The 13541-nt window shown below is 72.1% G+C and carries 14 protein-coding genes; 7 read left to right on the top strand and 7 right to left on the bottom strand.

What is annotated here, in order from left to right; translation table 11 throughout:
- Positions 1 to 506 precede the first annotated feature (506 nt).
- From uvrC to ACFWGZ_RS09710, 4 genes are all read right to left on the bottom strand, one after another.
- Positions 507 to 2408 (bottom strand): excinuclease ABC subunit UvrC, encoded by a 1902-nt coding sequence (uvrC, locus tag ACFWGZ_RS09695; protein ID WP_382451062.1) that lies wholly within the window; start codon positions 2406 to 2408, stop codon positions 507 to 509.
- Between the two features lie 42 nt (positions 2409 to 2450).
- Positions 2451 to 2921: a Rieske (2Fe-2S) protein gene (locus tag ACFWGZ_RS09700; protein WP_382451063.1), complete on the bottom strand. Its 471-nt coding sequence runs from the start codon at positions 2919 to 2921 to the stop codon at positions 2451 to 2453.
- Positions 2922 to 3027: 106 nt separating this feature from the next.
- The gene (locus ACFWGZ_RS09705) at positions 3028 to 3429 is read right to left on the bottom strand and encodes a Rieske (2Fe-2S) protein (protein WP_382451064.1); all 402 of its coding nucleotides are present in this window, start codon (positions 3427 to 3429) and stop codon (positions 3028 to 3030) included.
- A gap of 9 nt (positions 3430 to 3438) precedes the next feature.
- Positions 3439 to 3933, bottom strand: a complete 495-nt coding sequence (locus tag ACFWGZ_RS09710) for a hypothetical protein (protein WP_382451065.1) — start codon at positions 3931 to 3933, stop codon at positions 3439 to 3441.
- Positions 3934 to 4314: 381 nt separating this feature from the next.
- On the opposite strand from ACFWGZ_RS09710, the gene ACFWGZ_RS09715 reads away from it, so the two are divergent.
- The 4 genes from ACFWGZ_RS09715 to ACFWGZ_RS09730 all read left to right on the top strand — a co-directional run bounded on the left by ACFWGZ_RS09715 (position 4315) and on the right by ACFWGZ_RS09730 (position 7747).
- Entirely contained in the window at positions 4315 to 5748 is a 1434-nt protein-coding gene (locus ACFWGZ_RS09715; RefSeq protein ID WP_382451066.1) for a helix-turn-helix domain-containing protein, read from the top strand.
- The gene (locus ACFWGZ_RS09720; protein ID WP_382451067.1) at positions 5748 to 6224 is read left to right on the top strand and encodes a hypothetical protein; all 477 of its coding nucleotides are present in this window, start codon (positions 5748 to 5750) and stop codon (positions 6222 to 6224) included. The genes ACFWGZ_RS09715 and ACFWGZ_RS09720 overlap by 1 nt, the downstream gene beginning before the upstream one ends.
- 207 nt (positions 6225 to 6431) lie before the next feature.
- Positions 6432 to 6893, top strand: a complete 462-nt coding sequence (locus tag ACFWGZ_RS09725; RefSeq protein WP_382451068.1) for a hypothetical protein — start codon at positions 6432 to 6434, stop codon at positions 6891 to 6893.
- Complete coding sequence (locus ACFWGZ_RS09730; RefSeq protein ID WP_382451069.1) at positions 6890 to 7747, top strand: hypothetical protein; 858 nt, start codon at positions 6890 to 6892, stop codon at positions 7745 to 7747. The genes ACFWGZ_RS09725 and ACFWGZ_RS09730 overlap by 4 nt, the downstream gene beginning before the upstream one ends.
- Positions 7748 to 7784: 37 nt before the next feature.
- On the opposite strand, the gene ACFWGZ_RS09735 is transcribed toward ACFWGZ_RS09730, so the two are convergent.
- Entirely contained in the window at positions 7785 to 7976 is a 192-nt protein-coding gene (locus ACFWGZ_RS09735) for a S1 RNA-binding domain-containing protein (protein WP_330853076.1), read from the bottom strand.
- A gap of 182 nt (positions 7977 to 8158) precedes the next feature.
- Here ACFWGZ_RS09735 and ACFWGZ_RS09740 point away from each other — a divergent pair, with 182 nt between their 5' ends.
- Both ACFWGZ_RS09740 and ACFWGZ_RS09745 read left to right on the top strand, forming a co-directional pair.
- A complete protein-coding gene (locus ACFWGZ_RS09740) occupies positions 8159 to 9121 on the top strand; it encodes a helix-turn-helix transcriptional regulator (RefSeq protein ID WP_382451070.1) in 963 nt (320 codons plus the stop codon).
- The gene (locus ACFWGZ_RS09745) at positions 9118 to 10035 is read left to right on the top strand and encodes a sigma-70 family RNA polymerase sigma factor (RefSeq protein ID WP_382451071.1); all 918 of its coding nucleotides are present in this window, start codon (positions 9118 to 9120) and stop codon (positions 10033 to 10035) included. Before ACFWGZ_RS09740 ends, ACFWGZ_RS09745 begins: the two co-directional genes overlap by 4 nt.
- Here the strand turns inward: ACFWGZ_RS09745 and ACFWGZ_RS09750 are convergent.
- A complete protein-coding gene (locus tag ACFWGZ_RS09750; RefSeq protein ID WP_382451072.1) occupies positions 10024 to 10989 on the bottom strand; it encodes a threonine/serine dehydratase in 966 nt (321 codons plus the stop codon). The genes ACFWGZ_RS09745 and ACFWGZ_RS09750 overlap by 12 nt on opposite strands.
- A 206-nt stretch (positions 10990 to 11195) precedes the next feature.
- Between ACFWGZ_RS09750 and ACFWGZ_RS09755 the strand changes: the two genes are divergently transcribed.
- Entirely contained in the window at positions 11196 to 11915 is a 720-nt protein-coding gene (locus ACFWGZ_RS09755) for a TSUP family transporter (protein WP_382451073.1), read from the top strand.
- Here the strand turns inward: ACFWGZ_RS09755 and ACFWGZ_RS09760 are convergent, their stop codons facing one another.
- The gene (locus tag ACFWGZ_RS09760; RefSeq protein ID WP_382451074.1) at positions 11916 to 13487 is read right to left on the bottom strand and encodes an alpha/beta hydrolase; all 1572 of its coding nucleotides are present in this window, start codon (positions 13485 to 13487) and stop codon (positions 11916 to 11918) included.
- Between the last annotated feature and the right edge of the window lie 54 nt (positions 13488 to 13541).

The following is a 13541-nucleotide window of genomic DNA, read 5'->3' on the forward strand; positions in this document are numbered from 1 at the left end:
TGGGGGTGGAGGGTCGGCCGTGGCCGGTGGGGCCGGCGAACCGGCCGAGAACGATGGGGCCGAGCGATCGGTCGCGACCGATGAGGCCGGCGGACCGGCTGCCACCGGCGCCCCGACGAGCCGACCGCAACCGGCGGGCCGGCTGCCGCCGGCGAGACCAGCGGGCCAACCGCAACTGGTGGCCCGGCCGCAACTGGCTGTCCGCCCGCAACTGGCGGGCCGCCCGCAACTGGCGGGCCGACCGCAACTGGCGGGCCGACCGCAACTGGCGGGCCGACCGCAACTGGCGGCCCGACCGCGCCCGGCGGGACTGCCGAGGGAGGTGTGACCACCGAGCCGCTCCCACGGCTCCGGCACCCCGGTCCTCCCCCGCGCCAGCACTCAACACCCCCGCACCTGCACCTGCACCCGCACCTGCGCCCGAACCAGCACCCGCACCCGCACCAGCACCCGCGCCAACAACACCTGCGCCCGCGCCCGCACCAACCCCGGCACCCGCGCGGCCGTCAGGCCTTGCCCTCCGCCGACGCCAGGCTCGCCACCACGGCCTCGGCCGTGCGCCGGCCCACGCCGGGCACGCCGCTGATCTCGTCCACGGTGGCCTGCTTCAGCTTGCGGACCGAGCCGAAGTGCTTGAGCAGCGCGGCCTTGCGGGTCTCGCCGAGGCCCGGCACGTCGTCCAGCTCCGAGGCGATCATGCGCTTCGACCGCTTCTGGCGGTGGTAGGCGATGGCGAAGCGGTGGGCCTCGTCGCGGACCCGTTGCAGCAGGTACAGGCCGTCGCTGCTGCGGGGCAGGATCACCGGGTCCGGTTCACCGGGGACCCAGACCTCCTCCAGCCGCTTGGCCAGGCCCACCACCGCCACGTCGGTGACGCCCAGTTCGGCGAGGACGTCGGCCGCCGCCGCCGCTTGGGGGCCCGCGCCGTCGACCACCAGCAGGTTGGGCGGGTAGGCGAACTTGCGGGGCTTGCCGGTGTCCGGGTCGATGCCCGGGTTGGGGCCGCCGGAGGCCGTCTCGCGGAGCATCGCCTGGAAGCGGCGCCGGACCACCTCGGCGATCGAGGCGACGTCGCCCTCGGTCGCCGCCTCGCGCAGGGCGAAGCGGCGGTACTCCGACTTGCGGGCCAGACCGTCCTCGAAGACGACCAGCGAGGCCACCACGTCCGTGCCCTGGACGTGGCTGATGTCGATGCACTCGATGCGCAGCGGGGCCGTGTCCAGCGCCAGCGCGTCCTGCAGCTCCTGCAGGGCGGCGGAGCGGGCCGTCAGGTCGCCCGCGCGGCGCATCTTGTGCTGGGCGAAGGCCTCGGAGGCGTTGCGCGCCACCGTGTCCATCAGCGCGCGCTTGTCGCCGCGCTGGGGGACGCGCAGGACGACGCGGGAGCCGCGTTGCTCGGAGAGCAGGTCCTCCAACGCCGGCGCGTCGTCGGGCAGGACGGGCACCAGCACCTCGCGCGGGGTGCTCTCGGTCTCGTCGCCGTAGAACTGCATGATGAACTGGTCGACGATCGCCGCGTCGTCGACGGCCTCCACCTTGTCGAGCACCCAGCCGCGCTGGCCGCGCACCCGGCCGCCGCGCACGTGGAAGACCTGGACCGAGACCTCCAGCTCGTCCTGCGCGAACGCCATCACGTCCGCGTCCGTGCCGTCGCCGAGCACGACGGCCTGCTTCTCCATCGCGCGGCGCAGCGCGCCCAGGTCGTCGCGCAGCCGGGCGGCCCGTTCGAACTCGAGGGCCTCCGAGGCGGCGGACATCTCGCGTTCCAGCCGGCGGACCATGTGGTCGGTCTTGCCGGCCAGGAAGTCGCAGAAGTCGAGCACGATGTCGCGGTGCTCGTCGGCGGAGACCTTGCCGACGCACGGCGCCGAGCACTTGTCGATGTAGCCGAGCAGGCACGGGCGCCCGATCTGGTTGTGGCGCTTGAAGACCCCCGCCGTGCACGTGCGCGACGGGAACACCCGCAGCAGCAGGTCGAGCGTCTCGCGGATCGCCCACGCGTGCGCGAACGGGCCGAAGTACCGCACGCCCTTCTTGCGCGGGCCGCGGTACACGTGCAGCCGCGGGTACTCCTCGTGCAGCGTCACCGCCAGCACCGGGTACGACTTGTCGTCGCGGTACCGGACGTTGAAGCGCGGGTCGAACTCCTTGATCCAGTTGTACTCGAGCTGCAGCGCCTCGACCTCGGTGGTCACGACGGTCCACTCGACGGAGGCCGCCGTCGTCACCATCTGGCGCGTGCGCGGGTGCAACCCGGAGATGTCGGCGAAGTAGGAGTTCAGCCTGCTGCGCAGGCTCTTCGCCTTGCCGACGTAGACGACCCGGCCGCCGGCGTCGCGGAACTTGTAGACGCCGGGGGCCTCGGGGATCGTGCCCACCGCGGGGCGGTACGTCGAGGGATCAGCCACGCCGTCAAGACTATCGACGGGGTCTGACAAAACCGGAAAGGGTCAGGTCAGGACCACCTGGTCGCCGTCGACCTTCACCGCGACCGACTTCAGGCCGGTCGTCGCGGGGCCCTTCTTGACCGAGCCGTCGGCCGGGGAGAACTGGCTGCCGTGCGAGGGGCAGGTGATGGTGCCGCCGGTCGGTTCCGCGACGATCGAGCCCTGGTGCGGGCACGTCGCGTCGTAGGCCTTGACCTCGGTGGCGGACACGCGGGCCACGACGATCTTCTTGCCACCGGGGCCGTCGACCACGGCACCGCCGCCCTCGGGGACGTCGGCCAGCGCGACGAGCGCGCCGCCGGCGGAGCCGGAGGATCCCGACGTGGGCGTGGAGCCGCCCTGGGCCGGCGTGGTGGGGCTGGTGCCCGTCGACGAACCGGAGCTGCACGCCGTCACGAGGCCGCTGGGCACCGCGAGGGCGACCACGATTCCGCACAGCGCCGTCCGCCTGCCGACCGGGCTTTCGGTGTTCACGACCGTTCCTCCGTGGTGGTGGGTGTTCGGGGTCACACCACAGCATTACGCGACGAGAACGGCGAAAGTTCAGCGCGGAACAGGATGCACAGCAAACGCACAGGTCTCAGGAGAGGACCAGATCCTCACCCGAAAGTGAGATCGCGACCTCGGTCAGTCCGGAAGTCGCAGGTCCTTTGCGGACGGCTCCCGAGGCGGGGTCGAACGTGCTGCCGTGCAGCGGGCAGGTGATCACCCCACCGGCTGGCGGGTTCACGAACGAGCCAACGTGCGGACACGCGGGGTTGAACGCCCGGAATTCACCCGACCGGGGCTGCACGACGAGCAGCTGGGCGTTGCCGGGCATGTCCACCAGCACGCCGCTGCCCACCGGCACGGAGGCGGCGGAGGTCACGCGGTCCCCGGCGCGGGCGGTGCCGGCACCGCCCGTCTTGCGGGGCGCGGGCTCGCCGCAGGCGCTCAAGGCAGCAGCGACGAGTCCGCACATCAACACCGAACGTCGGTTCACGAGCACCGATTATCGGCGCTGGTCCTCCGCGGCGGCCGTCCGGGCCAGCGCGAGCACCGCCGTGAACGGCGGGAACCAGTGCCGCGAGTGCGACGGCGGGTTCGCCCACCGCAGCGATCCGTACCTGGTCATCGTGGGCGGAAGGGCGATCCGGTGGGGTGAGCGCACGAACTGGACCTCCGGTGGCGCCTTCAGGTGCGTCGGCAGCAACGCCACCAGCTCCGCCAGGAAGATCCAGTGTTCGCGGGGTCCGGGGATCACGGTGACGGGTCCGGCGAGCATGCGCGACTTGAGGTCGGCCAGGACGCGCGACCCGATGCGCGCCGGCATGGCCAGCGCCGTGGTCGCGGGCCCGAGCGGCAGGAACACCCCCTGCTCGGTCACCGACACCTGCCAGCCGAGCAACCGGTAGCCGGCGACGGCCTCCCCGATCGCCCGTCCGTGTCCCCTGTTCTGTGGGATCCCGGCACTCCCCGTGCCGGTTTCCGCGGTCGTGAGGCTCATCGGCGGTGGTCCTCCCCGTTGGTGGGTCAGGCACTGGTCAGGCCACGGGGGTCGTCCCGCCCCTGACGATGTGCAGGGTGCGTCGCAGATCACGCCAACACCACTCGGGTGCTGCATGAGCGTCATGCAACCGGCGTATGAAGCCCATCCGCCGCACGGTGCACCAGGCACTGCGACACGCGAATCCATTACGTCTTATGCATGAGATGGATGGACTGTCGATCACGGCTCCGTACACTTGGAAGACGCTCAGTGACGGGGGCGAGGCCGATGGATACCGCGAGACCCAGATCCAGACGCGCTTGCCCGTGTGGAGCGTTCATCGCCGCCGACAACACCGATCGGCTGTGCCACCGCTGCCGCCGCAACGCCCGCTCCGGCGTGCACGGCCCTCCCGAGGTCCCGAACGACTTCTGGGACCACCCCGCGATCGCGGCCGCGTGCACCGACCGCGACATGGGCGCCCTGATCTCCGCGTACCGGCACCACCCCCAGCACCTGAGCCGCGTCACCCAGGACCGCATGGCGGCGTGGCTCGGCATCAGCCAGGCGCAGCTCTCGCGTTACGAGTCGGGCGAGAACCAGATCGACCGCCTCGACCGGCTGCGCCACTTCGCGCAAGTGCTGGGCGTGCCGGGCGAGCGACTGTGGTTCGACCGGGTCGTCATCCCAGCTCAGGTGGGCTCCCCCGACACGGGCCCGCCAGACGTGCTCGCCGCCCCCTGGGAGGCGACGAGCATTGCCCGTTCGGTCGAGGAGACGGCGAGGAGCGACTTGGCGATCAGCAGACGAGCGGCGCTCACAGGAGCCGCCGCGGTGACGGTGGGATCCGCACTGGTCGAGCCCTTGCAGCGGTGGTTGCACCCCCTGCAGAACCTGTCCAGGTGGTCGTCGCACTCGGCGATCAGCGCGGAGGAGCTCGAGGCGCTGCAACACGTGGCCGACGGCCTGCGGGGCTGGGGCGGCCGGGGAGGGTACGGACTCGCGCGCAAGGCGGTGCTGGGCCAGCTGGACGAGCTGGCCGAGCGGCTCCAGCGCGCGCCCGCGGGCCCCACGACGGAGAAGGCGTTCTTCATCGGCGCCGAACTGTCGAAGGTCGCGGCGAGCATGTCGTTCGACGCGGGCCTGCACAACGCGGCCCAGCGCTACTACGTGCTGGCCATCCGCATGGCCAAGGCCGGCCACAACGACGGCTTCGCGGCCCTGTGCCTCGCGGCCATGGCGAGGCAGATGTTCGACCTGGGCCGCCCGGAGGACGGCCTGGAACTGGTCCAGCTGGGCCAGTACGGCACCCGCCGCACGGGCACGCCGACGCTGAAGGCGCTCCTGCTGACCCGCGAGGCCTGGGCCTACGCCCAGATGGGCAAGACCCGCGAGTTCCACCAGGCGGTGGGCATGGCCCAGGACAGCTTCGCCCAGCGCGAGGCCGGCAACGAGCCCCGCTACCTGCACAGCTTCGACGAGGCCGAGCTGGAGGGCGTGATCGGCGCCCGCTGCCGCGACCTCGCCATGCACGACCCCACCCAGGCCGTGCACGCCGAACAACACATCCGGCGGGCACTGCAACTGCGAGACCCGTCGAAGCTGCGCAACCGCGCCTTCGACGTGATCGGACTGGCGCGCACCAAGATGGTCGCGGGAGACCCGGAGGCGGCGTGCGGCTTGATCAACGAGGTCCTGCCGACGGCGGCGAAGCTCTCCTCGGGCCGGGTCCTGCGCAAGCTGGAGGACTTCGCGAAGGAGGCGGCGCGACACCGCCACATCCCCGCCGTGCAGGACACCCGCGACGCGATCAGAGCAATCAGGACGGCCTGATGCGAGTGGGCATCACCGGGCACAGCAACCTGGTCCCCGAATGCGTCCCGGCGGTCCAGGCAGCCCTCACGGAGCTCCTGGACCACCTGGACCGCCCCCTGGTGGGCGTGACGTGCCTGGCACCGGGCGCCGACCAGGTCTTCGCACGGGCGGTCCTGTCCCTGGGCGGCGAGGTGGAGGTGGTCCTCCCGGCCCTGGACTACCGGGAACGCCTGAAGCCGCACCAGCTGGCGGACTACGACGAACTCCGCGCCGCCGCCACGGTGGTCAGCGTCCTCCCGCACATGTCGAGCGGGCGCCTGGCGTACGTGGCGGCGAACGAACGCATGCTCGCCTCGGTGGAGCTGCTGGTGGCGGTGTGGGACGGCGTACCGGCACAGGGCAAGGGCGGCACGGCGGACGTGGTGGAGCAGGCGAGGGCGAGCGGCGTGCCGATCGAGGTCGTCTGGCCCCCGGAGGCGAAGCGGAAGTCGTGACGAGGGCGAGCACCGGCGAGCCCCGAGCGTGAAACGAAGGTTCGGGTGGGGTCCCCGTCACGAGGACCCCACCCGAACCGCACCACCCGTGGAGCACGCGGCAGGAACCCGGGCAACTAGGCCGAGCGAGCGAAGTTCGTCGGCAACCGGACCAACTCCGCCCACCGGTCTAGCTCGCTCCACCCCCGTTGATCACGATTTCTGGGCATGGCAGCCGATCCGTTCGCCCGCCTGGCCGACCGCCAGCAGTCTCTGCGAACAGCCCTGCGAGCCCTCCACGCCGCGGGCCCGGGCAGCCCGGACTTCCCCTCCCTGCTGGCCGCGACGGACCAGGAGGTCCACGCCGTCGTCCAGGCCAGGAGGGACGCCGAGGCGGCCAGGCTGGCCACCCCGAACCGCGTGACGGCGGCGGCGACCACCGCGGCGGCGCTGATCGTCGCGGTGGGCTGGTTCGACGGCTGGTCCCTGCTCTCGCTGCTCCTGGCGGTGGCCACGGCCGCGGCGGTCCTCGTCGACCCGGTGGGCGCGAAACCGTGGGAGCCACGAGCGCGGACCGCGGCGATCACGGCGGCACTCGCGGCCACCCTGCTCACCCCGATCGCGCACGGCTGGGCGTCGGTGGTCACCGCCGCCGGGATCGCCTGGTGGGCTTGGAGGACGCGCACGTGAACATCGACCCGCTCAAGGCGCTGGAAGACCGGCTCGACCGTCTCAAGAAGGACGTGCAGTCGCTCGCCGCGCGCGTCGACGACAGTCAAACCGAAGCGGCGCAACGACAACTGAGCGCGGCGAACCAGATCAGGGACACCACCAGGAAGCTGTCCAGGACCGACGACCGGGTCAGCGAGCTGGCCGAGAGCGTCCACCGCCTCGAACGGCTGCTGGTGGCCGTCAACCGCAAGGTCAGGGCCGGCAGCACGGAGAGGGCCGACTTCGAGACCTGGCCGGAGATCGGCGACCAGCAGCTGTCCCGGATCAGCGCGGGCCAGGAAGCCTACGCGCGCAAGACCTTCACGCCGCAGGAAGCCAAGCAGGCCCGCAAGGCCGTCGCCGAGTACGACGAGAACGCACGCGAGGCCATCGACGCGGCCGAGGCGCTCACGCACCTGCCGGCGAACGCGGAAGCGTTGTGGCGCAAGAACTACAAGCAGTGGCACCGCCTGACCACGCAGACGAGACCGGAGCTCCCGGACGACGACACGCACGCCAGGGACACCGCTGCCAAGTCGGCGGGCAACACGGCGATAGCCGAAGTGCGGCAGCACATCCGCACCCGCATCGAGGACGCGGTCGCCCGGGACCTCCTGTTCCCGGCGTGGTTCGAGAACGCGCTCGGGCCGGCCGCACCGCCCGGCAGGGCGGACGACTGGCTCTACACGGCGACGGACGTGGTGCTGTACCGCTTGCTGCACAACGTGAACAGCCCCGCGGACGCGTTGGGCCCGGCACCCCTCGAGGAGGGGCACCGCAAGACCCTGCACGACCGTCTCGCGGCCGAGTGCGCGGAGCACCGCAGGGCGTGAGCGAACTCGGGCAGGGCGCCTCTGCCCGAGCACTCACCTACGCCAGCTCGAGGCTGAACCGCTGCTGCTCAGCGTCCACCGCGAGCACCTTGACCTGCACCGAGGAACCCACCTCGGCCTGCCGGCCGTGCAGGAGCCCGTGTGCACCGGCGGGGTGCTCGACGAAGGAACCGAAGGGAACGGTCGAGACGACCTTTCCCGAGAAGACATCACCAACGTTGGGAAGCATTGCGCATCACCTCCTCTCCCGTGCGCGTTGTCCCTGAGAGGCACAGCGCGCGGGCTGGAGGGGCCCTGATCAAGTCAGGGCCGGGCAACCGTTCCGCTCACGGCACGAGGCCGACCCGGCAGTCATGCCGTGAACCTTAGCCACCACCGGCCGTCGTCCGCAATGGAATCTAGACTTCCCCCATGCTGGAGACGTCCGCACGGCTGCTGAAGCTGCTGTCCCTGTTGCAGGTGCGGCGCGACTGGACGGGCCCGGAGCTCGCGGGCCGGCTCAGCGTCGACGTGCGCACGATCCGCCGCGACGTCGACAAGCTGCGCAGCCTCGGCTACCCCGTCACGTCGCTGCCCGGTGCGACCGGCGGCTACCAGCTCGGCGCCGGCGCGGAGCTCCCGCCGCTGCTGCTCGACGACGACGAGGCGGTGGCCGTCGCGGTCGGGCTCAGGACGGCGGCGAACGGGACGGTCGCGGGCATCGAGGAGACGTCGGTCCGCGCGCTCACCAAGCTGGAACAGGTGCTGCCCGCCCGGTTGCGCAGGCGGGTGCAGGCGCTCCAGACGCACACCACCGCCCTGACCGCGGCCGGTCCGACGGTCGACCCCGAGACGCTCACGGTCATCGCCGCCGCCTGCCGCGACCACCAGCAGCTGCGGTTCACCTACGCCTCGACGCGCGGCGAGCCGGCGAAGCGCCTCGTCGAACCCCAGGGGCTCGTGCACACCGGCAGGCGGTGGTACCTCGTCGCCTGGGACGTGTCCAAAGAGGACTGGCGCACGTTCCGCGTCGACCGCGTCACCACCGAACCGGTGCCCGCCGCGCGCTTCCCGCCCCGCGAACCGCCGGCGGAGAGCCTCGGCGAGTTCGTGTCGCGGCAGGTGGCGTCGAGCGTCTACACCTACCAGGCCGTGCTCACGGTCCGGGCGCCGCTGCGGACCGTCGCGGAGCGCACGTCGCCGATGTCGGTGTCGCTGGAACCGGTCGACGACCACTCGTGCCTCGTGCGCACGGGTGCCGAGGCGCTCGACCGGATCGTGTTCTACCTGCTGTACCTGGACCTCGACTTCGAGGTGCACGAACCGCCGGAGCTCCGCACGCGCGTGGCGACGCTCGTGGACCGGCTCCGGAACTCGATTGGAGCGCAAGGGTGACGGTGGACTTCGAGACCGCGGCGCACCCGTTCCGCCGGGAGCTGCTCGCGCACTGCTACCGGATGCTCGGCTCGCTGCACGACGCCGAGGACCTGGTGCAGGAGACGTACCTGCGCGCCTGGAAGTCCTACGGCGCGTTCGAGGGCCGTTCTTCCGTGCGCACCTGGCTCTACAGGATCGCGACGAACGCCTGCCTCACCGCGCTCGACAGCCGCGCCAGGCGGCCGCTGCCGTTCGACCTCTCGCCGGGCGCGACGGAGCACGACGTCCTCACCCAGGACCACGAGATCCCGTGGCTGGAGCCGTTCCCGACCGACCCGGCGGCCATCGTCACCGAACGCGAGTCGACCCGGCTCGCGTTCGTCGCGGCGCTGCAGCACCTCCCGCCGCGGCAGCGCGCGGTGCTGCTCCTGCGCGACGTGCTGCGGCTCAGCGCCGCCGAGACCGCGGACGAGCTGGAGATGACGGTCGCGGCCGTCAACAGCGCGCTGCAACGGGCGCACGCGCAGCTGGCGGACCTGTCCGAGGACGAGGTCGTCGAACCGGCGGACGCCAAGCCGCTGCTCGACCGGTGGGTGAAGGCGTTCGAGGCCAAGGACATCCCGGCGATCATCGGCATGTTCGCCGAGGACGTCGTCTGGGAGATGCCGCCGTTCCCGCAGTGGTACCGGGGCCCGGACATGGTCGCGTGGCACCTCGCGAACCAGTGCCCCGCGGTGCCGCACGGCGCCCGCATGATCGCCGTCGAGGCCGGTGGCCGGCCCGCCTACGGCCTGTACCTGCGGGAGGAGGACGGCGTGTTCCGGCCGTTCAACCTCCAGGTGCTGGAGATCGGGAAGGACCGGATCACGCGCGTCTCGTCGTTCTTCGACCTCACGCTGTTCGAGAAGTTCGGGCTGCCCTCAACGGCCTGACCCGGCCCAGCCGCGGTAGGCGTCCACGTCGACGTTGCTGCCGCACAGGACGGTGACGACGTGCCGTCCGGCGAACCGGTCCGGATCCTCGAGCACGGCGGCGATCCCGAGCGCCGCCGACGGTTCGGCGACGAGACCCGCGTGGTCGAGCAGCGCCCTCATCCCGGCGACGATCGACGCCTCCTCGACGAGCACGGCGTCGTCGGCGACGAGCAGCAGGTCGGCCAGCACCTCCGGGATCGGCCGCCGCCCCGCGACGCCGTCGGCGATCGTGACGGCGGTGCCGGTGGTGACGACCCGCCGTGCGCGCCAGGACAGCGTCATCGCCGGGGCGCCCGACGGCTGGACGCAGATCACCTCGACGCCGGCGGCGAGGGCCTTCAGCACGTGCCCGACACCGGTGGCCATCGCCCCGCCGCCGAGCGCGACGAGGACGGCGTCGAACGGCCCGGCCTCCGCCGGTTCCAGGCCGATGGTTGCCGCGCCCTCGCAGGTCTCGATGTCCAGGCTGTCCTCCAGCAACCGGATGCCGTCCCGCGCCGCGATGGCGGCCGCGCGGTCGCGTGCCCGCTCGTGGTCGCCGTCGACCAGCTCCAGCCGGGCGCCCAGGGCGCGGACGCGGTCGAGCTTCGCGGGCGTCGCCCGCCGGGAGGCGACGACGGTGACGTCGAGCCCGCGGCGCCGCCCGGACCAGGCGGCGGCCTGCCCGAGGTTGCCGGCGCTCGCGCACACCAGCGCCCGCTCCCCCGCCGCGGCGAGGCCGCTCGCGACCAGCTCGGCGCCCCGGCCCTTGAAGCTGCGCACCGGGTTCGCCGTCTCGAGCTTGATGCTCACCGCGCACCCGAGGACGGGGTCGAGCGCCTCGCACCGGTACAGCGGGGTGTCGAGGAAGACCGGGTCGATCAGCCCGCGGGCCGACCGGATCCGGGTGAGGTCGAGCCGCGTGTGCCGCACGACACCGCACCCTGGTGCGGTGACCACAATCCTCACCGGGTTCTGCGCGGCCCGGGTGGACGCCTCGCGGCACCTCCCCCGCCCCCCGTACCACCAGTACGAGGATGCGGGGGGAGGCACCACGATGCATCGCCCTGGACCGTGCACAACCCGGCAAGGGTTCGTGGCCACCGCACTAGTGCCACAGATCTGTAGCCTTGCTAAGCATGTCCTGGGGGTTGCTGGCGGTCGCGGGGATCGTCGTCGCGTGCGGGGGCCTGCTGCAGGGCCTGATCGGCTTCGGCCTGGCCCTGGTCGCCGTGCCGCTGCTCGCGCTGCTCGACCCGGCGCTCGTCCCGGTGCCCGTGCTGGTGGTCGCGAGCGCGCACGCGGTGATGTCGCTCGCGAGGGAGTTCGGGCACGTCGACTGGCGCGGGGTCGGCTGGGCGATGCTCGGCCGCCTGCCGGGCACCGCCGTCGGGATCTGGATCGTCGACTCGCTCGACCAGAAGAGCTTCAGCGTCGTCGTCGGCGTCGCGGTCCTCGCCTGCGTGCTGCTGTCGCTGGTGTCGTGGCAGCCGCGGCCCACACCGGGGTCGCTGGTGACGGCCGGCGTCGCGAGCGGCTCGTTCGGCACGGCCACGTCGATCGGCGGGCCGATGATCGCGCTGGTCTACCAGAACGAGGAGGGCCCGCAGGTCCGCGCGACCCTGGCGGCGTTCTTCACGCTCGGGTCCGTCACGTCGATCATCGGGCTCACGATCGCGGGCACCGTCACCGCGGCGAAGCTGTGGAGCGGGGTGCTGCTGATCCCGTTCCTGGTGGCCGGGTTCCTGCTCTCCACGCCACTGCGCCGGCGCTTCGACGCCAAGGGCATCAGGACGCCCATGCTGGTCGTCGCGGGCGCCAGCGCAGTGGTGCTCATCGTGCGGAGCGCGCTCCTCTAGTCACGCGAACGGCTGCACGTTCGGCTGGAACACCTGGCCGTCGGCGGGTGCCACGAGGTCGACCAGGTACTTCGCCACGACGGCGTCGGCCGCGGCCGAGCGGCCCAGGATGCAGTGGCCGAACGAGTCGACGCTGACCAGCCGCGCGTTGCCGAGCTGCTTGGCCATGCGCTGCGCGAACACGTACCGCGTCGCCGGGTCGTAGTAGTTGCCCACGACCAGGACGGGGTTCGGCGTCCTGCGGTTCCACGGGCCGATCCACCGGTCGGGGTTGCGCGTCGGCCAGGTCGAGCACGCCAGCAGGTCGGACGCGGCCTGGTAGCGGCCGAACGTGGGCGACTGCTCCTCCCACTTCGCCGCGGTCGTCGCCCAGTTCTTGTTCGTGCGGGCGAACGGCTTGTCGGTGCAGTTGACCGCGTAGTACGAGTCGTCGGCCGTGTACGGGGTGTCCGGCAACGGGTCGACGTCGACGCGGCCACCGCCGTTGCCGAGCAGTGCCGGGAGGTCGACGGTCTGCACGGCGGACGTCATCGGCGCCGGGTTCAGCGCGTTGTGGATCGACTGCAGCCACGCCACCAGCGCGGCGAAGCGCGGCACGGAGTACAGGTCCCCGGCCACCCGGCTGACCACGTCGGCCAGCGTCACCGGGGCGCCGCCGGGCAGCGTGACGGGTCCGCTTGCCAACGCCTTCTTCATGTCCTCGAACTTCTGGCGAGCGCCACCGGCGAACGCGCACTTCTCGACGCCCGCGCTGTCACAGCGCTTGAGCATCGCGTCGAGGGCGATCTCGAAGCCCTGCGCGCGTTGCCGGTCGTACTCGGCGCCGTTGGTCAGGCGCAGCTGCGGGTCGACGTTGCCGTCGATCACGATCGCGCGCGACTTGGCCGGGAAGATGTTCGCGTAGGTGGAGCCGATCAGCGTGCCGTAGGAGAAGCCGACGAAGTTGAGCTGCTCGTCCCCCACGGCTTCGCGCATCACGTCGAGGTCGCGGGCGACGGCCTCGGTCGACATGGTGTTCAGCAGCGGTCCGGCGTTGATCCGGCAGTAGTCGGTGTAGGCCTTGGCGGTCCGGATGGTGGTGCCGATCTCCTCCCGCGTGATCGGCAGCGCGGACCAGCCCTCGTTGACCGCGTCGGCCTCCTCCTGCGTGCGGAAGCAGCGCAACGGCGCGCTGCGCGCCACACCGCGCGGGTCGAAGCCGACGACGTCGAACCGGTCGAGGACCGAGGCGGGGAAGTAGTTCTTCGCGATGGCGCCGCGGATCAGGCCGGAACCGCCGGGGCCGCCGGGGTTGAGGAAGATCGTGCCGATCTTGCGGGACGGGTCGTTCGCCGGCCGCCTCATCATGGCGATGCCGGTCTTCTCGCCGCGCGGGCGGGAGTGGTCGACGGGCACCTCCTGGACCGCGCAGCCGAGCCGGGCGCGTTCCTCGGGCGTCACGGTGGCGGGAAGCGAGGCGAGAACGTCCTCCGCGCACTGCCCCCAGGCAGCGGGTCCGGCGGCGGGGGCCTGGGCGGACGCGGTGCCCTGGCCGGAGACGACGGTGCCGAGCGCGAGAACCCCCGCGAGCACGACACGCACAGTTGCAGGTGATGACGTCACGCGTGCACCTCATCACCGCCGGTG

The organism is Lentzea sp. NPDC060358 (genome assembly GCF_042725365.1).
Lineage (GTDB): Bacteria > Actinomycetota > Actinomycetes > Mycobacteriales > Pseudonocardiaceae > Lentzea.